The 25,374-nt window shown below is 71.1% G+C and carries 27 protein-coding genes; 8 read left to right on the top strand and 19 right to left on the bottom strand.

Going from position 1 to position 25,374, the window contains the following annotated elements:
• Positions 1 to 40: 40 nt before the first annotated feature.
• A complete protein-coding gene (locus tag AB0K36_RS01230) occupies positions 41 to 1,747 on the bottom strand; it encodes a glycerol-3-phosphate dehydrogenase/oxidase (protein WP_364586576.1) in 1,707 nt (568 codons plus the stop codon).
• 271 nt (positions 1,748 to 2,018) lie between these two features.
• On the opposite strand from AB0K36_RS01230, the gene AB0K36_RS01225 reads away from it, so the two are divergent.
• Together AB0K36_RS01225 and AB0K36_RS01220 are read left to right on the top strand one after the other, a co-directional pair.
• Positions 2,019 to 3,242, top strand: coding sequence for a nucleotide sugar dehydrogenase (locus AB0K36_RS01225; protein ID WP_364586573.1), 1,224 nt, complete (start codon positions 2,019 to 2,021; stop codon positions 3,240 to 3,242).
• Between the two features lie 134 nt (positions 3,243 to 3,376).
• On the top strand, positions 3,377 to 3,895 hold the full coding sequence (locus AB0K36_RS01220) for a hypothetical protein (protein ID WP_364586570.1): 519 nt from the start codon (positions 3,377 to 3,379) through the stop codon (positions 3,893 to 3,895).
• A gap of 149 nt (positions 3,896 to 4,044) precedes the next feature.
• Here the strand turns inward: AB0K36_RS01220 and AB0K36_RS01215 are convergent, their stop codons facing one another.
• The 4 genes from AB0K36_RS01215 to AB0K36_RS01200 form a co-directional block, all read right to left on the bottom strand.
• Positions 4,045 to 5,169, bottom strand: coding sequence for a GuaB3 family IMP dehydrogenase-related protein (locus tag AB0K36_RS01215; RefSeq protein ID WP_364586567.1), 1,125 nt, complete (start codon positions 5,167 to 5,169; stop codon positions 4,045 to 4,047).
• Between the two features lie 110 nt (positions 5,170 to 5,279).
• Complete coding sequence (gene guaB, locus AB0K36_RS01210) at positions 5,280 to 6,779, bottom strand: IMP dehydrogenase (RefSeq protein WP_364586564.1); 1,500 nt, start codon at positions 6,777 to 6,779, stop codon at positions 5,280 to 5,282.
• Between the two features lie 148 nt (positions 6,780 to 6,927).
• A complete protein-coding gene (locus tag AB0K36_RS01205; protein ID WP_189466811.1) occupies positions 6,928 to 7,515 on the bottom strand; it encodes a sigma-70 family RNA polymerase sigma factor in 588 nt (195 codons plus the stop codon).
• A gap of 221 nt (positions 7,516 to 7,736) precedes the next feature.
• Positions 7,737 to 8,348 (bottom strand): response regulator transcription factor, encoded by a 612-nt coding sequence (locus AB0K36_RS01200; RefSeq protein WP_003948568.1) that lies wholly within the window; start codon positions 8,346 to 8,348, stop codon positions 7,737 to 7,739.
• A gap of 514 nt (positions 8,349 to 8,862) precedes the next feature.
• Between AB0K36_RS01200 and AB0K36_RS01195 the strand changes: the two genes are divergently transcribed.
• Complete coding sequence (locus tag AB0K36_RS01195; RefSeq protein ID WP_189466813.1) at positions 8,863 to 9,186, top strand: WhiB family transcriptional regulator; 324 nt, start codon at positions 8,863 to 8,865, stop codon at positions 9,184 to 9,186.
• 204 nt (positions 9,187 to 9,390) lie between these two features.
• Here the strand turns inward: AB0K36_RS01195 and AB0K36_RS01190 are convergent, their stop codons facing one another.
• Complete coding sequence (locus AB0K36_RS01190) at positions 9,391 to 10,287, bottom strand: LysR family transcriptional regulator (protein ID WP_364586559.1); 897 nt, start codon at positions 10,285 to 10,287, stop codon at positions 9,391 to 9,393.
• Positions 10,288 to 10,368: 81 nt separating this feature from the next.
• On the opposite strand from AB0K36_RS01190, the gene AB0K36_RS01185 reads away from it, so the two are divergent.
• The 3 genes from AB0K36_RS01185 (at position 10,369) to AB0K36_RS01175 (ending at position 12,764) form a co-directional block, all read left to right on the top strand.
• On the top strand, positions 10,369 to 11,076 hold the full coding sequence (locus tag AB0K36_RS01185; protein ID WP_364586556.1) for an MOSC domain-containing protein: 708 nt from the start codon (positions 10,369 to 10,371) through the stop codon (positions 11,074 to 11,076).
• Positions 11,077 to 11,218: 142 nt separating this feature from the next.
• Complete coding sequence (locus AB0K36_RS01180) at positions 11,219 to 11,992, top strand: SDR family NAD(P)-dependent oxidoreductase (RefSeq protein WP_364586553.1); 774 nt, start codon at positions 11,219 to 11,221, stop codon at positions 11,990 to 11,992.
• Between the two features lie 79 nt (positions 11,993 to 12,071).
• A complete protein-coding gene (locus AB0K36_RS01175) occupies positions 12,072 to 12,764 on the top strand; it encodes an ester cyclase (protein WP_364586550.1) in 693 nt (230 codons plus the stop codon).
• A gap of 84 nt (positions 12,765 to 12,848) precedes the next feature.
• Here AB0K36_RS01175 and groL read toward each other — a convergent pair whose 3' ends face one another.
• The 3 genes from groL to AB0K36_RS01160 form a co-directional block, all read right to left on the bottom strand.
• Entirely contained in the window at positions 12,849 to 14,477 is a 1,629-nt protein-coding gene (gene groL, locus AB0K36_RS01170) for a chaperonin GroEL (RefSeq protein ID WP_005313388.1), read from the bottom strand.
• A 148-nt stretch (positions 14,478 to 14,625) separates the two neighbouring features.
• Entirely contained in the window at positions 14,626 to 14,934 is a 309-nt protein-coding gene (groES, locus tag AB0K36_RS01165) for a co-chaperone GroES (RefSeq protein ID WP_005313390.1), read from the bottom strand.
• Positions 14,935 to 15,197: 263 nt separating this feature from the next.
• Entirely contained in the window at positions 15,198 to 16,160 is a 963-nt protein-coding gene (locus tag AB0K36_RS01160; RefSeq protein ID WP_364586546.1) for a polysaccharide deacetylase family protein, read from the bottom strand.
• A 90-nt stretch (positions 16,161 to 16,250) separates the two neighbouring features.
• Here AB0K36_RS01160 and AB0K36_RS01155 point away from each other — a divergent pair, with 90 nt between their 5' ends.
• Positions 16,251 to 17,429, top strand: a complete 1,179-nt coding sequence (locus AB0K36_RS01155) for a THUMP-like domain-containing protein (protein ID WP_435877741.1) — start codon at positions 16,251 to 16,253, stop codon at positions 17,427 to 17,429.
• Between the two features lie 56 nt (positions 17,430 to 17,485).
• On the opposite strand, the gene AB0K36_RS01150 is transcribed toward AB0K36_RS01155, so the two are convergent.
• The 7 genes from AB0K36_RS01150 to tsaB all read right to left on the bottom strand — a co-directional run bounded on the left by AB0K36_RS01150 (position 17,486) and on the right by tsaB (position 22,477).
• Positions 17,486 to 18,139, bottom strand: a complete 654-nt coding sequence (locus AB0K36_RS01150) for a hypothetical protein (protein ID WP_364586543.1) — start codon at positions 18,137 to 18,139, stop codon at positions 17,486 to 17,488.
• A 9-nt stretch (positions 18,140 to 18,148) separates the two neighbouring features.
• On the bottom strand, positions 18,149 to 19,396 hold the full coding sequence (locus tag AB0K36_RS01145) for an RNA polymerase sigma factor (protein ID WP_364586540.1): 1,248 nt from the start codon (positions 19,394 to 19,396) through the stop codon (positions 18,149 to 18,151).
• A gap of 50 nt (positions 19,397 to 19,446) precedes the next feature.
• Positions 19,447 to 19,803, bottom strand: a complete 357-nt coding sequence (locus tag AB0K36_RS01140; protein WP_364586537.1) for a YciI family protein — start codon at positions 19,801 to 19,803, stop codon at positions 19,447 to 19,449.
• 107 nt (positions 19,804 to 19,910) lie between these two features.
• Positions 19,911 to 20,168, bottom strand: a complete 258-nt coding sequence (locus tag AB0K36_RS01135) for a hypothetical protein (RefSeq protein ID WP_364586535.1) — start codon at positions 20,166 to 20,168, stop codon at positions 19,911 to 19,913.
• Entirely contained in the window at positions 20,165 to 21,265 is a 1,101-nt protein-coding gene (gene tsaD, locus AB0K36_RS01130) for a tRNA (adenosine(37)-N6)-threonylcarbamoyltransferase complex transferase subunit TsaD (RefSeq protein ID WP_364586533.1), read from the bottom strand. The genes AB0K36_RS01135 and tsaD overlap by 4 nt, the downstream gene beginning before the upstream one ends.
• Positions 21,258 to 21,722: a ribosomal protein S18-alanine N-acetyltransferase gene (gene rimI, locus AB0K36_RS01125; RefSeq protein WP_159695049.1), complete on the bottom strand. Its 465-nt coding sequence runs from the start codon at positions 21,720 to 21,722 to the stop codon at positions 21,258 to 21,260. Before rimI ends, tsaD begins: the two co-directional genes overlap by 8 nt.
• A gap of 101 nt (positions 21,723 to 21,823) precedes the next feature.
• Positions 21,824 to 22,477: a tRNA (adenosine(37)-N6)-threonylcarbamoyltransferase complex dimerization subunit type 1 TsaB gene (gene tsaB / locus AB0K36_RS01120; protein ID WP_189466852.1), complete on the bottom strand. Its 654-nt coding sequence runs from the start codon at positions 22,475 to 22,477 to the stop codon at positions 21,824 to 21,826.
• Positions 22,478 to 22,621: 144 nt separating this feature from the next.
• Between tsaB and AB0K36_RS01115 the strand changes: the two genes are divergently transcribed.
• Entirely contained in the window at positions 22,622 to 23,161 is a 540-nt protein-coding gene (locus tag AB0K36_RS01115) for a hypothetical protein (RefSeq protein WP_364586973.1), read from the top strand.
• Positions 23,162 to 23,212: 51 nt separating this feature from the next.
• Here AB0K36_RS01115 and AB0K36_RS01110 read toward each other — a convergent pair whose 3' ends face one another.
• The 3 genes from AB0K36_RS01110 to AB0K36_RS01100 form a co-directional block, all read right to left on the bottom strand.
• The gene (locus AB0K36_RS01110; protein ID WP_364586530.1) at positions 23,213 to 23,467 is read right to left on the bottom strand and encodes a hypothetical protein; all 255 of its coding nucleotides are present in this window, start codon (positions 23,465 to 23,467) and stop codon (positions 23,213 to 23,215) included.
• Positions 23,468 to 23,621: 154 nt separating this feature from the next.
• Positions 23,622 to 24,146, bottom strand: a complete 525-nt coding sequence (gene tsaE, locus AB0K36_RS01105) for a tRNA (adenosine(37)-N6)-threonylcarbamoyltransferase complex ATPase subunit type 1 TsaE (RefSeq protein WP_159688511.1) — start codon at positions 24,144 to 24,146, stop codon at positions 23,622 to 23,624.
• Positions 24,118 to 25,368 (bottom strand): alpha/beta fold hydrolase, encoded by a 1,251-nt coding sequence (locus AB0K36_RS01100; protein ID WP_364586527.1) that lies wholly within the window; start codon positions 25,366 to 25,368, stop codon positions 24,118 to 24,120. The genes tsaE and AB0K36_RS01100 overlap by 29 nt, the downstream gene beginning before the upstream one ends.
• Between the last annotated feature and the right edge of the window lie 6 nt (positions 25,369 to 25,374).

The following is a 25,374-nucleotide window of genomic DNA, read 5'->3' as shown; positions in this document are numbered from 1 at the left end:
AGGGACGGGCCTCGACGGGCCCTACGGGACCAGGACCGGATCAGAGCGGCACGATCTCCGGCGCGCCCAGCCGCGCCGCGTCCGCCGTCTGGTCGTCGGGCTGCCGCTGCGACTCCCGTTCCGCCTCCACCCTCTTCTCGTAGTGCTCGATCTCCTTCTCGATCTGTGCCGTCTCCCAGCCCAGCACCGGGGCCATCAACTCGGCGCACTCGCGCGCGCTGCGGGTCCCCCGGTCGAAGGTCTCGATCGAGATACGGGTGCGTCGGGTCAGCACGTCGTCGAGATGGCGGGCGCCCTCGTGCGACGCGGCATAGACGATCTCGGCCCGCAGGTAGTCTTCCGCGCCGCCCAGGGGATCGCCGAGCGTCGGGTCCTCCGCGACGAGGGCGAGCAGCTCCTCCGCCAAGGCGCCGTAGCGGTTCAACAGGTGCTCGATGCGCACCACATGAAGACCCGTCCGCTCGGCGATCCTCGCCCGGGCGTTCCACAGGGCGCGGTACCCCTCGGCTCCGAGCAGCGGCGTGTCCTCCGTGACACAGGCTGCCACCCGTTGGGTGAGGCCGTGCACCGCCGCGTCCACGGCGTCCTTGGCCATCACCCGGTACGTCGTGTACTTGCCGCCGGCCACGACCACGAGCCCCGGCACGGGGTGCGCCACCGTGTGCTCGCGCGACAGCTTGCTGGTGGCGTCCGACTCGCCGGCGAGCAGAGGCCGCAGTCCGGCGTAGACCCCCTCCACGTCGTCCCGGGTGAGCGGCACGGCGAGGACCGAATTGACGTGCTCCAGCAGGTAGTCGATGTCGGCGCTGGAGGCGGCGGGGTGCGCCTTGTCGAGGTCCCAGCCGGTGTCCGTGGTGCCGACGATCCAATGCCGTCCCCAGGGGATGACGAACAGCACGGACTTCTCCGTGCGCAGGATCAGCCCGGTCGTGGAGTGGATGCGGTCCTTCGGCACCACGAGGTGGATGCCCTTGGAGGCCCGCACATGGAACTGCCCTCGCTCCCCGATCAGCGCCTGCGTGTCGTCCGTCCACACCCCGGTGGCATTGACGACCTGGCGGGCCCGGATCTCGTACTCACCGCCCCCCTCGACGTCGAGCACCCGGGCTCCGACGACCCGCTCGCCCTCCCGCAGGAAACCGACCACCCGCGCCCGGCTGGCGACTTGGGCGCCGTAGCTCGCGGCGGTGCGCACCAGAGTCGTCACGAAGCGGGCGTCGTCCATCTGGGCGTCGTAGTACTGCAGGGCGCCGACGAGGGCGTCCTTCTTCAGCGCGGGCGCGACCCGCAGGGCGCGCCGACGGGAGAGGTGCCGGTGGACGGGCAGCCCCCGCCCGTGCCCCGAGGACACCGACATCGCGTCGTACAGCGCGACACCGGAGCCCGCGTACAGCCGCTCCCAGCCCTTGTGCTGGAGCGGATAGAGGAACGGCACCGGCTTGACCAGGTGCGGGGCGAGCCGCTCGAGCAGCAGCCCGCGCTCCTTGAGCGCCTCCCTCACCAGGGCGAAGTCGAGCATCTCCAGATAGCGCAGTCCGCCGTGGATCAGCTTGCTCGACCTGCTCGAGGTGCCGGACGCCCAGTCCCGCGCCTCCACCAGCCCGGTCGACAGTCCTCGTGTCGCGGCGTCGAGCGCGGTGCCCGCGCCGACCACGCCGGCGCCCACCACCAGTACGTCCAGTTCACGCTCGGCCATCCCGGCGAGCGCTTCGGCGCGCTCCGCGGGTCCCAGTGTCGCTGTCCTCACTGTTGCCTCCCGTCGCCCCCGTGTATTTCCTGCGGTCGGTCTCACAACGTCGAACCCGCAATGCCGGACTCACAAAGTCGGACTCACACCGTCGATTCTGTCCGTACTCGACGACTTCAGCCACCGCCTGTGGATAACACTCGCTCGACCAGGAGCCGACAATCCGGCAGAACGGTCATATTTACGCCTAGTCTGACATTGCGCCTGCCCGTTCCGCCCACAGGGCTTGCGCTCACTGTCCCCTTCGGCTACGGGAAGGACGGCCACAGCCATGCCCGCAGATCTCGCCGTCATCGGACTCGGACACCTCGGTCTGCCGCTCGCCCAGGCCGCCGTGGCGTCAGGCATCGAAACCATCGGCTACGACCCCGACCCCCTCCAGCTCGCGGAGCCCGCCGCCGGAGTGACGCCCGCCGACATCCGGCGCATGCTCTCCGGCGGCTTCCGCACCGTCACCGACGCGGCCGAACTCGGCCGCGTACGCACCGCCGTCATCTGTGCGCCCACGCCCATGGGCGCGGACGGCACGCTGGACCTGACCACGCTCACCGACGCCGCCAGGGCGCTCGCGTCCCGGCTGCGGCCGCACACCACCGTCCTGCTGGAATCGGCGGTCGAGCCCGGCACCACGGAGGGCTTCCTCCGTCCGCTCCTCGAAGAGGGCTCCGGCCTGCGGGCCGGCCGGGACTTCCACCTGGCCTACTCCCCCAGCCGCACCGACCCCGGCCGCCGCACGCACGGCTACGCCAACACACCGAAGGTGATCGGCGGCCTCACCCCCGCCTGCACGGAGTCCGCGGCCGCCTTCTACGCACGTCTCACCGACAAGGTGGTCCGCGCCCGCGGTCTGCGCGAGGCCGAGACGGTCAAGGTCCTCGAGACGAACTTCCGGCACGTCAACATCGCCCTGGTCAACGAGATGGCCGTGCTCTGCCACGACCTCGGCATCGACCTCTGGGACGTCATCCGCTGCGCGGAGACCAAGCCCTTCGGCTTCCAGGCCTTCCGCCCGGGCCCCGGCGTCGGCGGCCACGGCGTGCCGCTCGACCCCGGCCCCACCCCCTGCCGCCCGCTGCGCATGGTGGGCCTCGCGCAGGAGATCAACTCACGGATGCCGCAGTACGTGGTCCGCCGCTGCGCCACCCTCCTCAACGAACACGGCAAGTCCGCCCGTGGCGCCCGCGTCCTGCTCCTCGGCGTCACCTACAAGCCGGACCTCGCCGACCTGCAGGGATCGCCGGCCACCGAGATCGCCCGCCGCCTGACGGACCTGGGCGCGTCCGTGAGCTACCACGACCCCTACGTCCCCGACTGGCGCATGGACCAGGTCCCCGTCCCCCGCGCCGACTCCCTCTACGAGGCGGCCGCCGCGGCGGACCTGACGGTCCTGGTCCAGCACCACCGCACGTACGACCTCCAGGGGTTGGCGGTCAAGGCCCAACTCCTGCTCGACACAAGGGGGGCGACTCCGGCCGGGGCGGCACACCGGCTCTGACGCCTGTTCAGGCTCCGGTACGGCCGTGCAACGGTCCCATAACCGAGTGCCGTTCCGTCGTACCGGACTGCTAGTCTCCGGGACCGCCGCTCGCACGCTCGTGCGACGCCGTTGATCCCAGGGGGAATCCCACCATGAGCCAGCCCGTCCCGCCGCCGTCCGGCAACCCGTTCGCCGGTGGCGACCAGTTCGCACCCGCGCCGCCGTCGGCCCCGGTCCGCAACAACTTCGGCCTCGGCCTCGTCGCCGGCCTCGTGGCCGCCGTCGTCGGCGCCCTCGCCTACGGCGGCGTGATGCGCGCCCTGGCGAGCGAGGACGGCAGCTACACCGAGATCGGCTACGCGGCCCTCGCCGTCGGCGCGCTCGTCGGCTTCGCGCTCGGCAAGGCCGGCGGCCGGAATCCGATCCTGCCGCTCATCGGGGTCCCGCTGGCGCTGGTCGCCGTCTTCTGCGGCCAGCTCTTCGGCTTCGCCCTGATGATCAGCTGGTGGTCGGAGGCGGCCCCCGACCCGATGACCGTCACCGAGATCCTGACGTCGAACCTCGGCGACCTGATCGAAGGCTGGAAGGAAGAGGCGGAGGCCATGACCTACGTCTTCCTCGGCATCTCGGGTGTGGCGGGCTACGCCGTCACCAAGAAGGTCGCGGCCTGACGCTGCGAGTGGAGCAGGGCCCGGCATCGGACGATGCCGGGCCCTCCTCATGCGCGCGGAAAGCGGGATGCGGTCCACGGACGTGCGGTCCACGGACAAAGGGCCCGACGCACCCGGCGGTGCGTCAGGCCCTTCAGAATGGAGCGGAGTCAGCGGCGGTGCTGCGAGTCCGCCACTGTCACCTCGACACGCTGGAACTCCTTGAGCTCGCTGTAGCCCGTCGTGGCCATCGCCCTGCGCAGCGCACCGAAGAAGTTCATCGAACCGTCCGGGCTGTGCGAGGGACCGGTGAGGACCTCCTCGGTGGTGCCCACGATGCCCAGGTCCACCAGCTTGCCGCGCGGCACGTCCTCGTGGACGGCCTCCATGCCCCAGTGGCGGCCCTTGCCCGGCGCGTCGGTCGCACGGGCCAGCGGGGAGCCGATCATCACGGCGTCGGCACCGCAGGCGATCGCCTTCGGCAGGTCGCCGGACCAGCCGACGCCGCCGTCCGCGATGACGTGGACGTACCGGCCGCCGGACTCGTCCATGTAGTCCCGGCGGGCAGCCGCGACGTCCGCGACGGCGGTCGCCATCGGCACCTGGATGCCCAGCACGTTACGAGTGGTGTGCGCGGCTCCGCCGCCGAAGCCGACGAGGACACCCGCCGCGCCGGTACGCATGAGGTGCAGCGCCGCCGTGTACGTGGCGCAGCCGCCGACGATGACCGGCACGTCGAGCTCGTAGATGAACTGCTTCAGGTTCAGCGGCTCGGCGGCGCCGGAGACGTGCTCGGCGGAGACCGTCGTACCGCGGATGACGAAGATGTCGACGCCCGCGTCCACCACCGCCTTGGAGAACTGCGCGGTGCGCTGCGGGGAGAGCGCGGCGGCGGTCACGACTCCGGCGTCGCGCACCTCCTTGATGCGCTGGCCGATCAGCTCCTCCCTGATGGGGGCGGAGTAGATCTCCTGGAGCCGGCGGGTGGCGTTGGCCTCGTCCATCTCGGCGATCTCGTCGAGCAGCGGCTGCGGGTCGTCGTAGCGGGTCCACAGGCCCTCGAGGTTCAGAACGCCCAGGCCGCCCATCTCGCCGATGCGGATGGCGGTCTGCGGGGAGACCACGGAGTCCATCGGAGCGGCCAGGAAAGGCAGCTCGAAGCGGTAGGCGTCGATCTGCCAGGCGATCGAGACCTCCTTCGGGTCCCGCGTGCGCCGGCTCGGTACGACGGCGATGTCATCGAACGCGTACGCCCGGCGGCCGCGCTTGCCGCGCCCGATCTCGATCTCAGTCACGTGTGTGGCCTTTCCTTCTGCATCTGCGCCTGGGCCCTACCAGTATCCCCGACGCACACATGAAGGGCGGCCCCGGCAACCCCCGGGACCGCCCTCTGTCATGTGCGGGACTACTTCCTGCTGTAGTTCGGCGCCTCGACCGTCATCTGGATGTCGTGCGGGTGGCTCTCCTTGAGTCCCGCCGAGGTGATCCGCACGAACCGGCCCTTGCTCTCCATCTCGTCGACGGAGGCCGCTCCGACGTAGCCCATGGTCTGGCGCAGGCCGCCGACCAGCTGGTGCAGCACGGCCGCGAGCGGACCGCGGTAGGGCACCTGGCCCTCGATGCCCTCGGGGACGAGCTTGTCGTCCGAGGCCACCTCCGCCTGGAAGTAGCGGTCCTTGGAGTACGAACGGCCCTGGCCGCGAGACTGCATCGCGCCGAGCGAGCCCATGCCGCGGTAGGACTTGAACTGCTTGCCGTTGATGAAGAGCAGCTCGCCGGGGGACTCCTCGCAGCCCGCGAGGAGGCTGCCCAGCATCACCGTGTCGGCACCGGCGGCGAGCGCCTTGCCGATGTCTCCGGAGTACTGCAGGCCGCCGTCGCCGATCACCGGGACGCCCGCGGCGCGGCAGGCCAGCGCCGCCTCGTAGATCGCGGTGACCTGCGGGACACCGATGCCGGCGACCACACGGGTGGTGCAGATGGAACCGGGTCCGACGCCGACCTTGACGCCGTCCACACCCGCGTCGATCAGGGCCTGGGCGCCGTCGCGCGTCGCCACGTTGCCGCCGATGACGTCGACACCGACGCTCGACTTGATCTTCGCCATCCAGTTGAGGGCGTTGCTGTTGTGGCCGTGCGAGGTGTCGACGATCAGGAAGTCGACGCCCGCGCCGGCCAGCGCCTGGGCCCGCTCCAGCGCCTCGGGGCTCGCACCGACGGCCGCGCCGACGAGCAGACGGCCCTCGGCGTCCTTCGCCGCGTTCGGGTACTGCTCGGCCTTGACGAAGTCCTTGACCGTGATGAGGCCCTTGAGGATGCCGGAGTCGTCGACCAGCGGCAGCTTCTCGATCTTGTGGCGGCGCAGGAGCTCCATGGCGTCGACGCCCGAGATGCCGACCTTGCCCGTGACCAGCGGCATCGGGGTCATGACCTCGCGCACCTGGCGCGTGCGGACCGTCTCGAAGGCCATGTCACGGTTGGTGACGATGCCGAGCAGCTTGCCCGCGGCGTCGGTCACCGGCACACCGCTGATGCGGAACTTGGCGCACAGGGCGTCGGCCTCGGCGAGCGTGGCGTCCGGGTGCACCGTGATCGGGTCGGTCACCATGCCGGACTCGGAACGCTTGACCAGGTCGACCTGGTTCACCTGGTCCTCGATGGACAGGTTGCGGTGCAGCACGCCCACGCCGCCCTGGCGCGCCATCGCGATCGCCATGCGGGACTCGGTGACCTTGTCCATCGCCGCCGAGAGCAGCGGGATGTTCACCCGGACGTTCCTGGAGACACGGGACGAGGTGTCGACTGCGTTAGGAAGCACTTCCGACGCACCAGGCAGCAGAAGCACATCGTCGTAGGTCAGCCCGAGTGTCGCGAATTTCTCGGGCACTCCGTCGACGTTGGTCATGACACCTTCCCCAAATGGCCTTGATCGGTGCGGATGTCCATGCTAACGGCCCGAGCACCCGTCTCATTCCACGATCAAGATCGACGAGCAGCTTTGTACGTTCACACCACAGTCATACACACACATACGCAGACGACCGACGGACGGTTCACTGCTCCGCCAGCGCGCGCAGTCTGCTGAGCGCACGGTGCTGGGCGACCCGGACCGCGCCCGGGGACATCCCGAGCATCTGCCCGGTCTCCTCCGCGGTCAGCCCCACGGCGACCCGCAGCACCAGCAGCTCCCGCTGGTTCTCCGGAAGATTGGCGAGCAGCCTCTTGGCCCACTCGGCGTCGTCGCTGAGCAGCGCCCGCTCCTCGGGGCCGAGCGAGTCGTCGGGCCGCTCCGGCATCTCGTCGGACGGCACGGCCGTCGAACCCGGGTGGCGCATCGCGGCCCGCTGCAGGTCGGCGACCTTGTGGGAGGCGATGGCGAAGACGAAGGCCTCGAAGGGCCGCCCGGTGTCCTTGTAGCGCGGCAGCGCCATCAGCACCGCGACGCACACTTCCTGCGCCAGGTCCTCCACGAAGTGACGAGCGTCACCGGGCAGCCGGCTGAGGCGCGAGCGGCAGAAACGCAGAGCGAGGGGGTGGACGTGCGCCAGCAGGTCGTGCGTCGCCTGCTCGTCGCCGTCGACGGCACGGTGCACGAGCGCACCGATGGCTCCTCGGCCGGTCGCCGCCTCGTCGTCACGCATCGGTCCATGGTGCCCTGGCCCGCGGCCGTCCGCGGCACTGCGTCCTGTGTTGTGCACCGAAGCGTTATGAGCAGGTGCGCCGGAACTCATCTCCTGCGCCCTCCCCTCCCGCTCGACCGACTCGTCCCCGAGGAACTCCACACCTCAAGGATGCGGCATCGCGCGGGAAACGGATGCCCTCGGGCATCCGTAACCCCCGCACCGTCCCGTTCGTACGGTCCTCAGCGGACCAGGCCCCAGCGGAATCCGAGGGCCACCGCATGCGCCCGGTCGGAGGCGCCGAGCTTCTTGAACAGCCGCCTGGCGTGCGTCTTCACCGTGTCCTCCGAGAGGAAGAGCTCACGCCCGATCTCCGCGTTGGACCGGCCGTGGCTCATGCCCTCGAGGACCTGGATCTCACGCGCGGTGAGCGTGGGAGCGGCCCCCATCTCGGCCGAACGGAGCCGGCGCGGGGCGAGCCGCCACGTGGGGTCGGCGAGCGCCTGGGTGACGGTCGCGCGCAGTTCGGCACGCGAGGCGTCCTTGTGGAGATAGCCGCGGGCGCCGGCGGCGACCGCGAGCGCGACGCCGTCGAGGTCCTCTGCCACGGTCAGCATGATGATCCGGGCGCCGGGGTCCGCGGAGAGCAGCCGGCGCACGGTCTCCACGCCGCCCAGACCGGGCATGCGTACGTCCATCAGAATCAGGTCCGAACGATCGGCACCCCAGCGGCGGAGGACTTCCTCGCCGTTGGCCGCGGTCGTCACGCGCTCGACGCCGGGCACGGTCGCGACCGCGCGGCGAAGCGCCTCTCGGGCAAGCGGGGAGTCGTCGCAGACGAGGACGGATGTCATGGCCGCCCTCCGCAGCTGATGCGCGTCACCTTGAGCCTCCAGGCTGGATACGTTTCTTCACCTGTGCGGTTGAACGCACTCGGACATGTGCCCGAGAGCTTCTTCTTTCAACCGCCTCCGCCCTCTCAACGACGGTCACTCGAAAGAGTTACGGGTCGTACGCAGCACTTCGGCACGCTCTGTGAGCGGGCCGCCCCGCACGCGTGAGCACCGGTTCCGCAGGCCGCGACGGGGTCGGCGGTGCAGCACGGGGAAAGGCGGAGGTTTCACGGGTCGCCGGCGGAGCACTCGTGCTCATCGGATGAGGGCCCTGCCCCATTCAGCGGCTTTTCTTCCCTTTTTCCGGTGTCTATGGCTAGATTCGCAATGAGTCATATTTACATCTACTTACACAGCAGATGTACGGTCGTTGGCACGGTGCTGGTGCCGGATCCGGCGCACGTCCGGTCGGCGTCCCGCCCGTTTCCGACCTGGTCCTGTATCCACCCAGCACGGTTTCAAGGGGACATGCGCCATGGCAGATTTCTCTCGCCTTCCCGGACCCAACGCCGATCTGTGGGACTGGCAGCTCCTCGCGGCATGCCGTGGGGTCGACAGCTCGCTCTTCTTCCATCCGGAAGGTGAGCGCGGCGCGGCGCGAAGCGCGCGCGAGAACTCGGCGAAGGAGGTCTGCATGCGGTGCCCCGTACGGGCCGAGTGCGCGGCGCACGCACTGGCCGTGCGCGAGCCCTACGGCGTCTGGGGCGGACTGACCGAGGACGAGCGCGAGGAGCTCATGGGACGGGCACGCCACCGGCTGATCCCCGCCACGAGCGCCGGGGGTGCGGTGCACGGCTGACGACAGCGCCGCGCACACGAATCGAAGAAACGTTCCTGCAATGCGCCTGCTCCCCTACCGGCAACCCGGCCCCGTGCACAGGCAGTTGTTCCGGCGTCCCGGCCCCCGATCTTCCGACGGGGGCCGACGGCCGTCCCGCAGGACGCATACCGAAAAAGGCAGCGATCGCCGCCGACGCCGTGGAGCCGCGAACGCCGCCGACCGTCAGCGGGACGCCGCGAGGGTGAGCTGGGACAACGTCGCCGAGACGGCCGGAACATGGGCCAGGTCGGGCAGCGTCAGGGCGACGATCTCGCGGTGGACGGACGGCTCCACCGTCACCAGTCTGGCCCCCTTGGGCCGTACCGACTCCAGCGCCAGTTCGGGCAGTACGGCCACGCCGAGTCCCGCGCCCACCAGCCCGATCACCGCCGGGTAGTCGTCCGTGGCGAAGTCGATGCGCGGGGTGAAGCCCGCGCTCTCGCACACCTCCACCAGTTGCCGCCGGCAGCGCGGGCAGCCGGCGATCCACGACTCCTCCGCGAGGTCGGCGATGGCCACCTTGCCCGCTTCGGCGAGGTGGTGGCCTTCGGGCACCAGCCCCACGAGCCGGTCGACGAGCAGCGGCCGGACGACGAGGTCGTCCCACTCCGACTCGGCCCCGGCCGTGCCGTAGCGGAAGGCGAGCGCCACGTCGCAGTCGCCGTCGCGGAGCATCTCCACCGAGCGCGGCGGCTCGGCGTCCACGAGCGAGACCCGGGTGCCGGGGTGGGCCGCGCGCAGGGCGGCGAGGGCCGTGGGCACGAGCGTGGAGCTACCGCTGGGGAACGAGACGAGACGGACCCGGCCGGCCCGGAGCCCGGCGATCGCCGCCACTTCCTCCTCCGCCGCGGTGAGCCCGGCGAGGATGCCGGCGGCGTGGCGCACGAGCGCCTCGCCGGCCTGGGTCAGGCGCATCTCGCGGCCGGTACGGATCAGCAGCGGGGTCCCGGCGGAGCTTTCGAGCGCCTTCATCTGCTGGCTGACCGCGGGCTGGGTGCACCCCAGCTCACGGGCGGCCGCGGAGAACGAGCCGGTGGTGGCGACGGCACGCAGGACGCGGAGGTGGCGGGCTTCGATCACACACCAAGCATAAGGGATGCTTGGGGGAAGCGGTGATTAACCGCTGGTTGCTTTGAGTCGGTGTCGGTTAGCGTGCGAGGCATGAAGCTTCTGACCGTGAACGTGGGCCGCCCCAAGGCGGCCGATTACACCGATGCGCCCGGCGGCATGACCGGAATCGACAAGCGCCCGGCGGAGGGGCCCGTCCGGGTGACGGACCCGGGCCCCAAGGGCCAGGGCGGCAGCGGCTTGTCGGGGGACGCGGTCTGCGATCTGCGCCACCACGGCGGGAGCGACCAGGCCGTGTACGCCTTCGCCCGCGAGGATCTCGACGCGTGGGAACGCGAGTTGGGGCGCCCGCTTCCCAACGGCACGTTCGGCGAGAACCTCACCACCATCGGCGTCGATGTCACCGGGGCCAAGATCGGCGAACGGTGGCGCATCGGTGATTCGGTGGTGCTCGAGGTCACCTCCGGCCGCGTCCCGTGCCGCACCTTCGCGGGCCGGCTCGGCGAGAAGGGCTGGGTCAGGCGTTTCACGCAGAGCGGCGTCTCCGGCGCGTATCTGCGGGTCCTCGAGCCGGGCGAGGTCCGCGCCGGCGACCCGGTGGAGGTGGTGCACCGGCCGGAGCACGAGGTGACCGTGGAGATGGCGTTCCGGGCGGAGACGACCGAGCGCGCGCTGCTGCCCCTGGTCCTCGAGGCAGGTGACGCCCTGCACGGTGAACTGCTCAGGAACGCCCGCGCGTACGTCGCGAAATACGGTACGCCGGCCGGCCCCGGCCTCGTCTCCGACACCGGCCCCGCATAGCCGAGGGGCATGACGGGCCGCGCGGGACGGCGCAGGGCGGCGGAACGGGCCGGGACGTCGGGGCAGTTCGCGGCCGGGGACGGGCGGTGGCCGGGGAAGGCGCCCGCGCCGCACCCGCATGCGGGGCGTTAACGTGCCGCCTATGACGACTGCACTGATCACGGGAGCGACCGCGGGCATCGGCGCCGCCTTCGCCCGGCGGCTCGCGGCCGATGGCCACAACCTGGTGCTCGTGGCCCGGGACACCGAACGGCTGCAGGAACAGGCCACCGAACTGCACGACCGGCACGGCATCGAGGCGGAGGTACTGACCGCCGACCTGTCGCGGGAGGACGGGATCGGCGCGGTCGAGAAGCGCCTGGCGGACCGCAAGCACCCCGTCGATCTGCTGGTCAACAACGCGGGCTTCGGGAACAAGGGCCGGTTCCTCGAGGTCTCCATGGCCGACGAGCTGACCATGCTCAAGGTGCACTGCGAGGCGGTGCTGCGGCTGACCGCGGCCGCGGCGGGGCCGATGCGGGAACGAGGCCGGGGCGGCGTGGTGAACGTGGCGTCGGTCGCCGCCTTCGTGCCGCGTGGCACCTACGGCGCGTCCAAGGCGTGGGTCGTGCAGTTCACGCAGGGCGCCGCCAGGGACCTGGCCGGATCCGGGGTGCGGCTGATGGCGCTGTGCCCCGGATTCGTACGGACCGAGTTCCACCAGCGGGCCGGCATGGGCACGGACAACATCCCCGGCTGGATGTGGCTGGACGCCGACAAGCTGGTGGCGTCGGCGCTCTCGGACCTGGCCAAGGGGAAGTCACTCTCCATCCCCGACCCCCGCTACAAGGCGCTGATGGGCGTGGTGAAGCTGGCGCCGCGCGGGCTGCTGGGCGGGCTCACGTCGAAGACGGGCCGGAAGTACGGGCCGCAGTAGCCGCCCATCGCACGGCATGTGATCTGCGTCACTAAAATGGACGTGTCCCATCGGGGGCCTCAGCGGCTCGGGAGACGCCATGAAGTTCGTGCAGATCATCGACTACAAGACCGCCAGGTTCGACGACGTGAACGCGGTCATGGACAAGTGGGTCGAGCAGACCCAGGGCAAGCGGACCACCGGCCACGCCGTCACGGGGAAGGACCGCAGCGACAGCAACCACTACGTCGACATCGTCGAGTTCCCCTCGTACGAGGAGGCGATGAAGAACTCGCACCTCCCGGAGACGGACAAGATGTTCCAGGAGATGGTGGCACTCTGCGACGGCATGCCCTCGTTCACCGACCTCGACGTGGTCCGGGAGGAACAGCTCAACGCGGCAACGGCCCGCCGCTTCTTCCACGAGATCGCGGCCGGCGGCAATCTGGACGCCATCGGCGAGGTCTTCGCCGACGACTACATCGACCACGACATCGCCAGCGAGGAGGACACCGAGGTCGGCCTGGAGGTCATACGCCGGGACCTCACCATGTGGCGCGGCGCCTTCGACGTCACCTTCGAGCTCGACCGGCAGATCACCCAAGGGGACGACGTCGTGACGCTGTGGACCTTCAGCGGCAGGCACAAGGCGGAGTTCCAGGGCATCCCGGCGACCGGAGAACAGTGCACCATCACCGGCACGACGATCTTCCGGTTCGAGGACGGGAAGATCAAGGAAGGCTGGTGGCACATGGACCTGATGCGGCTGATGCGCCAGCTCGGCGCCCTGTAGGCGGCTGCGACGTGGCAGCGGCAGACGGGGAAGGCCCCCGCCCCGCGCGCTGCGGGGACGGGGGCCTTCTCGGCGCTTGTCGCGTCAGTGGCTGTGGCCGTGACCGTGGCCGTGACCCGCGTCGCCCTCGTCCTCGGCCGGCTTCTCGACGACCAGGGTCTCGGTCGTGAGCAGCAGGGAGGCGATGGACGCCGCGTTCTCCAGAGCGGAGCGCGTGACCTTGACCGGGTCGATGACGCCGGCCTTGACCAGGTCGCCGTACTCGCCGGTGGCGGCGTTGAAGCCCTGACCCGCCTCGAGCTCGGCCACCTTGGCGGTGATGACGTAGCCCTCGAGGCCGGCGTTCTCGGCGATCCAGCGCAGCGGCTCGACGGCGGCGCGGCGGACGACGGCGACACCGGTGGCCTCGTCGCCCTCCTTGCCCAGGTTGCCCTCGAGCACCTTCACGGCGTGGACGAGCGCGGAGCCACCACCGGAGACGATGCCCTCCTCGACCGCGGCGCGGGTCGCGGAGATGGCGTCCTCGAGACGGTGCTTCTTCTCCTTCAGCTCCACCTCGGTGGCGGCGCCGACCTTGATCACGCACACGCCGCCGGCCAGCTTCGCGAGGCGCTCCTGGAGCTTCTCGCGGTCCCAGTCGGAGTCGGTGGACTCGATCTCGGCCTTGATCTGGTTGACGCGGCCCGCGACGTCCTCGGACTTGCCGCCACCGTCGACGATGGTGGTGTCGTCCTTGGTGATGGTCACGCGGCGGGCGGTGCCCAGCACGTCCAGACCGGCCTGGTCGAGCTTGAGGCCGACCTCTTCGGCGATGACGGTGGCACCGGTGAGGGTGGCCATGTCGCCGAGCATCGCCTTGCGGCGGTCGCCGAAGCCGGGGGCCTTGACGGCCACCGCGTTGAAGGTGCCGCGGATCTTGTTCACGACGAGGGTGGAGAGCGCCTCGCCCTCGACATCCTCGGCGATGATCAGCAGCGGCTTGGAGCCACCGGCCTGGATGACCTTCTCCAGCAGCGGCAGCATGTCCTGGATGGAGGTGATCTTGCCCTGGTGGATCAGGATGTACGGGTCGTCGAGGACGGCCTCCATACGCTCCTGGTCGGTCACCATGTACGGGGACAGGTAGCCCTTGTCGAAGGCCATGCCCTCGGTGAAGTCGAGCTCCAGACCGAAGGTGTTGGACTCCTCGACGGTGATGACACCGTCCTTGCCGACCTTGTCCATCGCCTCGGCGATGAGCTCGCCGACCTGCTGGTCCTGCGCGGAGAGCGCGGCCACGGCGGCGATGTCGGCCTTGTCCTCGATCGGGCGGGCGGTCGCGAGGAGCTCCTCGGACACGGCCTTGACCGCGGCGTCGATGCCCTTCTTCAGGGCGGCCGGGGAGGCACCGGCGGCGACGTTGCGCAGACCCTCGCGGACCAGCGCCTGGGCCAGCACGGTGGCGGTGGTCGTACCGTCACCCGCGATGTCGTTGGTCTTGGTCGCCACCTCCTTCACCAGCTGGGCGCCCAGGTTCTCGTACGGGTCCTCGATCTCGACCTCGCGGGCGATGGTGACGCCGTCGTTGGTGATGGTGGGAGCGCCGAACTTCTTGTCGATGACGACGTTGCGGCCGCGGGGGCCGATCGTCACCTTGACCGTGTCGGCAAGCTTGTTGACGCCGCGCTCGAGGGCGCGACGGGCGTCCTCGTCGAACTTCAGGATCTTCGCCATGGGAGCGGTTCAGCCCTCTCGGATTTCGTGTTCAAAGAACTGCGCCCCTCGCCGCCCGGCATCAGCGGGGTGGCCAGGGGCGCAGCTCAGAGGCAGAACTGGCGCGGAATCCCAGGGGTCGATGACCCCTGAGCGCGCCCCTGCTTTTCTACTTCTCGACGATCGCGAGCACGTCGCGGGCCGAGAGGACGAGGTACTCCTCGCCGCTGTACTTCACTTCGGTGCCGCCGTACTTGCTGTACAGCACGATGTCGCCGGTCTTCACGTCGAGCGGCAGGCGCTCGCCGTTCTCGAAGCGGCCCGGGCCCACGGCCAGGACGACGCCCTCCTGGGGCTTCTCCTTGGCGGTGTCCGGAATAACCAGGCCAGAGGCCGTGGTCTGCTCGGCGTCGAGCGGCTGGACCACAATGCGGTCCTCGAGCGGCTTGATGGCAACCTTGGAGCTGGCGGTCGTCACGATCCGACCTCCCCCTTCGGAGATCACGGGGTTAACTGATCTGAGGTGGCGACCAGGTCGATCCGTCGTCGCGGGTGCCGGACCTGCCCGTCGCTGTGTTGGCACTCTCACTTGGTGAGTGCCAGGGCCGAGACTATGACTGCGATTAGCACTCGGTCAAGCGGAGTGCCAATGCGAGACCGCGTGGCGTTCCGATTCGGACTCCGGGCCGGCCGCTGCCCCGCGTCCCGGCCACGGCCCCCGGCCGCTCGACGGCCTCGGGCTCAGACGTAGTCCTCGAGCCTGGCCACGGCGTAGCCCTTCTCCGTGATCGTCCGCATCACCCGCCGGATCATGTCCGGCATGCTGCCCGCCCAGTCCTCCTCGCCACGGAAGTGCGTGAGGATGATGTCGCCCGGGTGCAGGTCCCGGTCCCACTCGCGCCACTCCATGTGGTCGGGGAACGCTTCCGAGGCCCACAGCGGCACGGCCTCGATCCCGCACTTCTTGGCGACGCGCAGGGTGTCCTTGTTGTAGTTCCCGTACGGCGGGCGCATCAGCCGCGGCCGGCTCCCGTACCGCTTCTCCAGCTTGTCCTGCTGGCCGCAGATCTCACGCTTCTGCTCGGCGTACGAAAGCCCGGGCAGATAAGGGTGGTTGAGCGTGTGGTTGTGCAGGGCCACTCCGCCGTCCCGCATCTTCTCGAAGTAGCCGTAGTCGTCGTTGATGACGTAGTCGCTCAGGAACGCGCTGTACGGGATCCGCAGGTCGGACATCATCCGCAGCAGTTCGGGGTCCTTCTCCGCGCCGTCGTCGATCGTCAGGAAGACGATCTTCTCCTTCGTCGGGACGGTGGTGAACACGGGCGGCAGCCCCTCCCCGCCCTTCACCTCGAACCCCTTGCGGGTGGTGATCCGCGGCTTGACGGCGGGCGGCGGCGGCGCCGCCAGCGGCGTCCGCTCGAGCCCCCACTTCTTCGCGGCGGCGGCGCGGGCCTTCTGGCTGATCGCGGCCTTCTCCCGGTGCGCCGACCCGCCACCGGCGGCCTCGCGGGCCTTCCGGGCGTCCGGCTTCTGCGCCTGCGGGCCCCGTCGCGCTTCCTTCTCGGCGGCGGGCCGGGCCGAGCGGGGGGCCTCGGGCGGCCCCTCGGCCGCACAGCCGGAGCCGAGCGCGGCGACGACGAGCGAGACAAGGGCCGCACGGACCCGATACGCTCTCAGTTTTCCCTTTTGTCGTACTAGCTGCATGGCGACGCATCCTGTCAGCGCGCCACCCGCTCACCCGTCCGACACCGCCGTCATGAGCGCACCATCCCCCACCTGGCCCACAATGGCCCGGTGAACGACCTCGATCCGCTCGCCGCCTTCACCGCACTGCGCACCGAGGAGGGCGAAGCGCTGCTGGCCTCGCTGGCCTCCTACGACCCCGCCCGTGAACTGGCCGTCGCGACCCGCCTGCGACGCGAGCACCCGGCAGCCCTGGTCTCGGCTGCGCTGGGGCAGGCCCGGCTGCGGCAGCGGGCGGCGGCGAAGTTCGGCGAGGAGGACGCCCGCCGGATGTTCTTCACCCCGAACGGCGTCGAGCAGTCCACCCGCCGCTCCGTCGCGGACCACCGGGCCGCGCGGTTCGCCGCGCTCGGGGTGCGCAGCGTCGCGGACCTGTGCAGCGGCATCGGCGGCGACGCGATCGCCCTGGCCCGGGCGGGCATCTCGGTCCTGGCCGTCGACCGCGACCCGCTCACGGCGGAAGTCGCACGTGCGAACGCCGAAGCGCTGGGCCTGTCCGCCCTGGTCGAGGTCCGCCGCGCGGACGTCACGGACATCGACACCACTCCGTACGACGCGGTCTTCGCCGACCCGGCCCGCCGCGGCGGACGTGGCCGCATCTTCGATCCGGAGGCGTACTCCCCGCCCCTGTCCTGGGCGATCGGCGCGGCCCGCGGCCGCCCCCACGCAGCCCTGAAGGTCGCCCCGGGCATCCCCCACGAGGCGGTGCCCGAGGACGCGGAGGCCGAGTGGATCTCGGACGGCGGTGACGTCAAGGAAGCGGTGCTCTGGTTCGGCACGGCACCGTCCACGGTCCGCGCCACCCTCCTCCCGGGCCCGCACACCCTGACCGGCCGCGGACTGCCGAACCCGCCGGTGCGCCCGGTCGGCCGCTACCTCTACGAACCCGACGGGGCCGCGATCCGCGCCCACCTGGTCGCGGAGGTCGCTCAGGACGTGTCGGGCGGCCTTCTCGACGAGACGATCGCGTACATCACCTCGGACGAACTGCGCCCGACCCCGTATGCGACGGCTTACGAGATCACCGACGAACTCCCCTTCAACCTCAAGAAGTTGAAGGCGCTGCTCCGGGAGCGCGGGGTCGGCAACCTCACCGTGAAGAAGCGCGGCTCAGCGGTCGAACCGGAAGAGATCCGCCGCAAGGTGAAGCCGCAGGGGCCGAACGCGGCAACGGTCTTCCTGACCCGGGTGGCGGGAGCGCCGACGATGCTGATCGGCCGGCCGGTGTAGCGGACATCGCATTCCCTCTGCCTTTGCAAAGGAGAGGGCAAACCGACATCGTCGGGTCAGCGGTGCGCGCCGCCCCGCTCCGTGGTGGGACGTGCCGGGCGTGACAGCAGCCGGAGCGCCCAGCGGTAGTGGCTCACCGCCTTCACGATGCCGATCAGGCCGGTGATCCACAGGATCAGGCCCAGGCCCATCAACAGGACGACACCGGCCAGGGCGTCCTCGCCCGGGCGGGCGCCGGCCGGGACCGTGAAGGAGAGCCACAGGCCGTACGCGCACAGCAGGAACGAGGGCAGGAACCAGAGGAGGCTCAGGCCCGGTGCGCCGTGGCGGGCGTCGCCCGCGGGGTCGCGGGCCAGCGCGCTCCAGCGGCGCAGCCGCCCGCGTACCTCGGCGTCGTGGGCGATGCCGAAGCCGATGACCAGCCCGGTCGGGATCATGAATCCGAGACCGATGGCACCGGCGACCACGCCGAAGAGGGGGCTGAAGACGTCCACCGCTTCGGAGAACATCTGGAGCGCCGCTCCGAACATCGCCCACCCGATGGCGAATCCGGCCGCCGTCAGCCACAGCAACAGCAGCCGCACCGGACCGATGCTCAGGCGCAGAAGCTCACCCATCGCCCTGGTCCGGTCCGCCAACAGGGCCTCCCGGTCGGGCCATGCCTGTATTTCGGCAGGCGGCGGCGGAGGCGGGAGGGCACGTGGGGACATGCGACGAGGTTACCGGCCGGTCTCCGGCGCGGTGCGTGCCGCCCGTTCCAGCAGCAGGACCCGTTCACGGGCGTTGCGGGCCAGTGAGGCCGCCCGTTCGAACTCCGTCCTTGCCTCTTCCGCGCGCCCGAGCCTGGCCAGCAGGTCCCCTCGGACGCTCGGCAGCAAGTGGTAGTCCTTCAGGGCCGGTTCGTCGGCGAGTGCGTCGACCAGCTCGAGTCCGGCGGCCGGCCCTTCCGCCATCGAGACGGCGACGGCGCGGTTCAGTTCCACGACCGGGGACGGGGCCACGGCCGCCAACTGCCCGTAGAGCGTGGCGATCATCGCCCAGTCCGTGTCCTCGTAGCGCACGGCCTGCGCGTGGCAGGCGGCGATCGCGGCCTGCAGGGTGTACGGGCCGTACGGGCCGCCGCCCGCCCGGTGGAGCGCCTCGACGCCCCGGCGGATGAGCAGCCGGTTCCACTTGGTGCGGGTCTGGTCGGCGAGCAGTACGGGTTCCCCGCCCGGGCCGGTGCGCGCCGGGATCCGGGAGGCCTGGATCTCCAGCAGGGCGTTCAGGCCGTGCACCTCCGGTTCGCCGGGCATCAGCCCGGCCAGCACCCGGGACAGCCGCAGCGCGTCCTCGCACAGCGCCGGACGGACCAGGTCGTCGCCCGCGGTCGCGGAGTAACCCTCGTTGAAAATCAGGTAGATGACGTCGAGCACCGATCCGAGCCGGGCGGCGCGGTCCGCGCCGTACGGAACCTCGAAGGGGACGCCCGCCTTGGCCAGCGACCTCTTCGCGCGGACGATGCGCTGGGCGACGGTCGGCTCGGCGGTCAGGAAGGCGCGGGCGATCTCCTCCGTCGTCAGGCCGCCCAGGAGCTTGAGCGTGAGCGCGATGCGGGCCTGGGTGGACAGCACCGGATGGCAGGCGGTGAAGATGAGCCGCAGCAGGTCGTCGTCGATGTCGTCGGGATCCGCCGGCTCGGCCGGCGGCGCGACGTCCTCGACGGCCCGCCCCACCTCGGCCAGCTTGCGGGCGTACGTCTCCTTGCGGCGTACGAGATCGATCGCGCGATGCTTGGCGGTGGCCATGAGCCAGGCTCCCGGTCTGTCCGGGACGCCCGACTCCGGCCACTGCTCCAGCGCGGCGACCAGAGCGTCCTGCGCGAGCTCCTCCGCGATGCCCACGTCCCGCACGATGCGGGCGACACCGGCGATGATCCGCGCCGACTCGATCCTGTAGACCGCTTCCACTGCACTTGCTGCCGTCACGGCCACCCATCAGAGCAGCGCGGGGAACGGCGGGCAAGCAGGGCCCGCGGTCAGCCTTCCTGGATCTCGCGGACCTCGCAGGTGATGTTCCACTCCGCGGGGTGGATCTCCAGGAAACGCTTCGCCCACTCGACGGCCTCCGCCTTGTCCTTGCACTGGACGATCGCGTAGCCGCCGACGACCTCCTTGGTCTCGGTGAAGGGCCCGTCGGTGTAGGAGATCCTTCCGCCGGACCAGTTCACGCGGGTGCCGTCGGAGGTGGGCATGAGCCCGGCGGTGTCGAGCATGACGCCCGCCTTGGTCATCTCCTCCAGCAGGGCGCCCATCTGCTTGTCGAAGCCCTCGGGGAACTCGCCCTCGGGGATCTGGTTCTCCTCGATGCGGATCATCGACAGAAAGCGCGGCATGGTGAACTCCTCGGTTCGTGAGTACGGGGCCGTTCCCCGCCTCTCACCCATGCGTCGAACGGGCAGGACGCCGATCGACACACTCGCCGAAGTTTTTCCGAGAAATCTCAGCCGAGCGATTCGAAACGCCAGCGGTGCACCGGGCGGGTGATCAGGTCGGCGGCCGGCTCGGGGAGTTCCGGCAGGTCGGCGTCCGTCCCGGGCGCCTCCCACCAGGTGATGACCAGCACCCGGTCCCCGCTCGCCCGCAGCGTCTCCCGGCGGAGCGGTTCGCGCCCGAGCTGCTGAGCGCGGGCCCACTCCAGCAGCTCCGCGCCCCGGCCCTCGACGGCGCGGGCCTCCCACATCGTCGCCACGACGGTCATGAGTACAGGTTGTCCTTGCTGACCTCGTGCACGTGGTCGTGGTCGTGCCGGTGCCTGCCCGGCACATGCGTCTCCGTCACGGGCAGTGACGAGTCGGCGGACAGGTCCAGGTCGGAGGCGGGCCGGTTGCGGGCCACCATCTCCGCGCCCAGGGCGGCGACCATCGCGCCGTTGTCCGTGCACAGCTTCGGCCGCGGGACCCGCAACCGGATGCCGGCCCGCTCGCAGCGCTCCTCCGCGAGGGCCCGCAGCCGCGAGTTGGCGGCGACGCCACCGCCGATCATCAGGTGGTCCACGCCCTGGTCCTTGCAGGCGCGCACGGCCTTCCGTGTCAGCACGTCGACGACCGCCTCCTGGAAGGAGGCCGCCACGTCCCGCACCGGCACCTCCTCGCCGGAGGCTCGCTTCGCCTCGATCCAGCGGGCCACGGCCGTCTTCAGGCCGGAGAAGGAGAAGTCGTACGCCGGGTCCTTGGCGCCGCTCAGGCCGCGCGGGAAGGCGATCGCCGTCGGGTCGCCCTCCTTGGCCAGCCGGTCGATCACCGGACCGCCGGGGAAGCCGAGGTCCAGCACGCGTGCGATCTTGTCGAAGGCCTCGCCGGCGGCGTCGTCGATCGTCGCGCCCATGGGCCGTACGTCGGCGGTGATGTCGGGCGCGAGGAGCAGTGAGGAGTGGCCGCCGGAGACCAGCAGCGCCATCGTCGGCTCGGGCAGCGGACCGTGTTCGAGCTGGTCGACGCAGATGTGGGAAGCGAGGTGGTTCACCCCGTACAGCGGCTTGCCGAGAGCGTAGGCGTACGACTTCGCCGCGGAGACGCCGACGAGCAGCGCGCCGGCGAGGCCGGGCCCCGCCGTCACCGCGATGCCGTCGAGGTCGCGAGCGCTGACGCCCGCCTCCTTCAGCGCGCGTTCGATGGTGGGGACCATCGCCTCCAGGTGGGCGCGCGAGGCGATCTCGGGCACGACGCCGCCGAACCGGGCGTGCTCGTCGACGCTGGAGGCGACCGCGTCGGCGAGCAGGGTCGTGCCGCGGACGATGCCGACGCCGGTCTCGTCGCAGGAGGTCTCGATACCGAGTACGAGCGGTTCGTCAGCCATCAGAGGTCTCTGTTCCTTGTACGGTCAGTCGCATGACGAGGGCGTCGATGTTGCCGGGCTGGTAGTAGCCGCGGCGGAATCCGATGGGCTCGAAGCCGAATCGCTCGTACAGCTTCTGGGCCCTGGTGTTGTCCACCCGCACTTCGAGGAGCACCTCGTCGCACTCGAAGGCGGTGGCGTGCTGGAGCAGGTCGGTCAGCAGCCGGGAGCCGAGGCCCGTCCCCCACTGGCCGCGGTCGACCGCGATGGTCTGTACGTCGCCGAGACCGCCGGCGGCCGCCAGGCCCGCGTAGCCGACGATCCGGCCGTCGTCGTCCTCGGCCACCACGTAACGGCGGGTGGCCTGCGGGCCCCGGGAGTGAGCGAGTTCGGACCAGAACATGCCGGGCGACCAGGCGTCCTCGGGGAACAGCTCGTGCTCGAGCTCCAGCACCGGCTCCAGGTCCCACCAGCGCATCTCACGCAATTCAGGGAGGCCGCCGCGCAGCGGTGCCGATGCGGGGCGGCGGTCGTCGGGGACGCCTCCCGGGCGAAGCTCCGGGGGTGGGTGGGCGGCCATCACTTGGGGGTGACCACCTTGTAGTTCTTCGGGACCTGCGCGTCGGGGCGGCGCAGGTACAGCGGCAGGGGCGGCAGGAACTCCTCGCCCGCCCGCAGCTTCTCGGCCGCCAGCGCGGCGAGCGCCGCGGCGCTCACGTTCTCGGGGCCCCGGTTGTCCGGGAACGTCTCCGGGTAGAGCAGCGCACCCGCGCCGACGGCGGGCATTCCGGCGACCTGGCCGGCGATGTCCGCGGGGCGGTCGACGGCCGCGTCGGTCGCACGGGTGCGGGCGTTCTCGTACCGCGCCCAGTAGACCTCCTTGCGCCGGGCGTCGGTCGCGACCACGAAAGGCGTGTCGAGACCGGCCGCGTAGGCGAGACCGTCCAGCGTGCAGACCCCGTGCACCGGTACGCCGAGCGCGGAGGCGAACGTCGCGGCCGTGACCAGACCGACCCGCAGTCCCGTGTAAGGCCCGGGGCCGACGCCGACCACGATGCCGGTGACGGCGTCGAGCTTCACCCCGGCCTCGGCGAGCACCCGGTCGACGGCGGGCAGCAGCAGCTCCCCGTGGCGGCGCGCGTCCACACTGCTGGACTCCGCGAGGACGGAGGAGCCGTCGTGGAGGGCGGCGGTGACGGCGGGCGTGGCGGTATCCATGGCGAGCAAGAGCACGCAAACAGCCTACGGCTCCGGCGAGGGGGCCATGGCGGCACTGTCGAACGGAGCCGCGGTGCTACCGTCACCACGAGTACAGGTATTCGGTAACACACACGCATCCAAGAGGTGGGCAGGGTGGCACGGAGCAGCTCGGGATTCGTGGCCGGGCTCACGGCGGCCGCGCTGGCCGTCGTCGGATTCCTCGCCTATCAGGCGGCGGCGGACGTCCCCGACGATCTCGCCGCGTCGAAGCCGCCGAGCGCCGCCCCTTCCGCGACGACTCCCGGCGCCGGGGCGTCCCGGAAGCCGCAGGACCCGCTGGCCGTCCCGGCCGGCTCCGGCACGGGGACGCGTGTCGTGTACGCGCTCGGCGACCGGCGGGTGTGGCTCGTGGACGCGAACGGCAAGGCCGGCCGGACCTTCGAGGTCATGCCCTCCACGGTCAGCCCGAAGCCGGGCTCCTACACGGTCACCTCACGGTCGGGCAACGTGCCCGGTTCCGACGGGGTGCCGGTCGAGCATGTGGTGCGGTTCGCGAACGAGGGCGGTGTGTCCGTCGGGTTCAGCGCGGCGGTCGACGGCTCGATGGCCAGCCCCGACCCGACGAAGAAGACGGGCGGCGTGCGGATGAAGCGGGCCGACGGTGACGCGATGTGGGTCTTCGCGACGATCGGCTCGAAGGTGGTCGTCGTTCCGTAGCCCCCGCACGCCTGTCACCCGTACGGGTGATCGCGTACGACCCCGTACGAATCAGGCGGCGTCCCGGTGGGTCTCCGGGCGGTGCGTGGTGGGGCGGTGGGGCTCGTTCCCGCGGCGCGGCTCGTTCCCTCGGGGCGTCCCGTCCTCGCGGTGCGACCCGTTCTCGCGGGGCGGGGTGGACACGGCGCTCGCCGCGGCGCAGGACGCCAGCAGGTCCCGCATCGACACGGCCGACGGCAGCGGCGTCGCCGGTGTGGGCCTGGACGGCTGCTGACGTGACTGCGCTTCGCGCTCCGATGCCGGCATGGACGCCTCCTGGGCTCCGGGGGCAGCAAGTTAGGTAGACCTAACCAGGGCTCGGTACCATGTCATCACGCGCGGCGTCGTGGGCGCAACATTTTCCCGACGTCTTGTCGGAACACACGGATGCCCGGAGCCGGCCCCAGGAGCCGGGGCGTCCCTACGCGGCCGTCGCCGCCAGGTCGGTGTCCGCCCAGCGGGCCCCGTAGCCGACGAGGGTCACGACACGGCGGTCGTCGTCCGTGTCGCCCACCACCCGGTCGATGATCACGTGCAGCCGGTCCTCCGACAGGTCCTCGACCTTGCCGTCGCCCCACTCCACGACCACCACCGACTCGGGCAGCGAGACGTCGAGGTCGAGGTCCTCCATCTCGTCGAGGCCGCCGCCCAGGCGGTACGCGTCGACGTGCACCAGCGCCGGGCCGCCCGTCAGCGGCGGGTGCACACGGGCGATGACGAACGTCGGGGACGTGACCGCGCCACGGACGCCGAGGCCCTCCCCCAGGCCACGGGTCAGCGTCGTCTTGCCGGCGCCGAGCTCGCCCGTGAGCATCACAAGGTCACCGGGGCGCAGCAGCTTCGCGAGGCTGCGGCCCAGGTTCTGCATCTCCTCGGGAGAGTCGACCGTCAGTCGTGCCCGAGCGGCGGCGGCGGTCTCAGCCGCCGGGCTGTGCGGTGCTTCCATACCGACCAACGGTAGCCGCTGCCGGCACCGCCCCGGCCCGCACCAGAAGGTCCGCCAGGCGGTCCGTGACGGCCTCCGGATGCTCGAGCATCACCAGGTGGCCCGCGTCCGGCACGATGACCAGCTCGGCCGCCGGCTCGCTCTCCTTCAGCAGGTCCGCGATCGCCTCGCTGTGCGTGCTCGGGGTGACCAGGTCCTTGTCACCCGCGAGGACGAGCACCGGCAGCCCTTGGAAGACCGCGAGCGCCTCGGCCTTGTCGTGTTCGGCGAAGGCCGGGTAGAACTCGGCGACCACGTCGATGGGCGTCGACTCGATCATCCGTTCCGCGAACCGGGCGACGGCGGGGTCGACGTCCTTCGACGAGAACGAGTACCGCTTGACGAGCCCGGCGAACAGGTCCGCGGTGGCCCTGCGGCCCCGTTCCACCAGCTCGGCCTGCGAGCCCAGCGCGCGCAGTACGCCCGGCAGGACCCGCCGCACCGCGTTCACCCCGGCCACCGGGAGCCCGTAGCTGACCTCGCCCAGCTTCCCCGACGAGGTGCCGACGAACGCCGCGGCCACCACGCGTTCCCGCACCATCCTGGGGTCGTGGGCCGCGAGCGCCATCATCGTCATACCGCCCATGGAGTGGCCGACCAGCACCAGCGGCCCCTCGGGGGCCGCCGCGTCGATGACCGCCTTCAGGTCCCTGCCCAGCTGGTCGATCGTCACCGGCAGGCCGCCCGCACCGGCCTGCGCCGCGCCCCGGCCCGACCGGCCGTGGCTGCGCTGATCCCAGTGGACGGTACGGACCAGACCGCGCAGCGCGGCGCGCTGGAAGTGCCACGAGTCCTGGCTGAGGCAGTAGCCGTGACTGAAGACGACGGTGACGGGAGCCGGCGCCTTGCGCCCGAAGAGCCTGCGGCGGCGCGGCGCGGCAGCCTCGGGGTCGACCTCGTCCACCTCGTAGTAGAGGGCGGTGCCGTCGTCGGCGAGGGCCTGCCCCGGCGTGCCGCGCAGGGCGCCGTACGGGCCCGACGCGTCGAGCGCCAGACGTGCCTTCCTGCGCATCCCGCGGCCGACGGTCAGCCGCTCCAGCGCGACGCCGGCCGCGGCACCGGCGGCGACCACACCTATCGCCGCTCCCGCGAAGCCCGCGCGACGCCAGCTGTCCGAAGCCACGGCTGCCGCCGCGGCGCCGACCGCGGCCTCGGCCGCGTCCCCCGTACCGGTCTCGCTCACCGTGCC

The organism is Streptomyces kurssanovii (assembly GCF_040677245.1).
In the GTDB taxonomy this organism is placed as follows: Bacteria; Actinomycetota; Actinomycetes; order Streptomycetales; family Streptomycetaceae; genus Streptomyces; species Streptomyces kurssanovii.
This window is presented reverse-complemented; position numbering and strand designations above follow the sequence as displayed.

Excerpts from the sequence above, each read along its gene's own strand:
- tsaE (WP_159688511.1), bottom strand. The coding sequence starts at position 24,146 with ATGGAAGCACCGCACAGCCCGGCGGCTGAGACCGCCGCCGCCGCTCGG.
- AB0K36_RS01160 (WP_364586546.1), bottom strand. The coding sequence starts at position 16,160 with ATGCAGCTAGTACGACAAAAGGGAAAACTGAGAGCGTATCGGGTCCGT.
- AB0K36_RS01200 (WP_003948568.1), bottom strand. The coding sequence starts at position 8,348 with ATGACATCCGTCCTCGTCTGCGACGACTCCCCGCTTGCCCGAGAGGCG.
- tsaD (WP_364586533.1), bottom strand. The coding sequence starts at position 21,265 with ATGGCTGACGAACCGCTCGTACTCGGTATCGAGACCTCCTGCGACGAG.
- AB0K36_RS01135 (WP_364586535.1), bottom strand. The coding sequence starts at position 20,168 with ATGACCGTCGTGGCGACGATGTGGGAGGCCCGCGCCGTCGAGGGCCGG.
- AB0K36_RS01195 (WP_189466813.1), top strand. The coding sequence starts at position 8,863 with ATGGCAGATTTCTCTCGCCTTCCCGGACCCAACGCCGATCTGTGGGAC.
- AB0K36_RS01225 (WP_364586573.1), top strand. The coding sequence starts at position 2,019 with ATGCCCGCAGATCTCGCCGTCATCGGACTCGGACACCTCGGTCTGCCG.
- AB0K36_RS01150 (WP_364586543.1), bottom strand. The coding sequence starts at position 18,139 with ATGTCCCCACGTGCCCTCCCGCCTCCGCCGCCGCCTGCCGAAATACAG.
- AB0K36_RS01110 (WP_364586530.1), bottom strand. The coding sequence starts at position 23,467 with ATGCCGGCATCGGAGCGCGAAGCGCAGTCACGTCAGCAGCCGTCCAGG.
- rimI (WP_159695049.1), bottom strand. The coding sequence starts at position 21,722 with ATGCGCTGGTGGGACCTGGAGCCGGTGCTGGAGCTCGAGCACGAGCTG.
- AB0K36_RS01175 (WP_364586550.1), top strand. The coding sequence starts at position 12,072 with ATGAAGTTCGTGCAGATCATCGACTACAAGACCGCCAGGTTCGACGAC.
- AB0K36_RS01185 (WP_364586556.1), top strand. The coding sequence starts at position 10,369 with ATGAAGCTTCTGACCGTGAACGTGGGCCGCCCCAAGGCGGCCGATTAC.
- guaB (WP_364586564.1), bottom strand. The coding sequence starts at position 6,779 with ATGACCAACGTCGACGGAGTGCCCGAGAAATTCGCGACACTCGGGCTG.
- AB0K36_RS01205 (WP_189466811.1), bottom strand. The coding sequence starts at position 7,515 with ATGCGTGACGACGAGGCGGCGACCGGCCGAGGAGCCATCGGTGCGCTC.
- AB0K36_RS01180 (WP_364586553.1), top strand. The coding sequence starts at position 11,219 with ATGACGACTGCACTGATCACGGGAGCGACCGCGGGCATCGGCGCCGCC.
- groL (WP_005313388.1), bottom strand. The coding sequence starts at position 14,477 with ATGGCGAAGATCCTGAAGTTCGACGAGGACGCCCGTCGCGCCCTCGAG.
- AB0K36_RS01140 (WP_364586537.1), bottom strand. The coding sequence starts at position 19,803 with ATGCCGCGCTTTCTGTCGATGATCCGCATCGAGGAGAACCAGATCCCC.
- AB0K36_RS01220 (WP_364586570.1), top strand. The coding sequence starts at position 3,377 with ATGAGCCAGCCCGTCCCGCCGCCGTCCGGCAACCCGTTCGCCGGTGGC.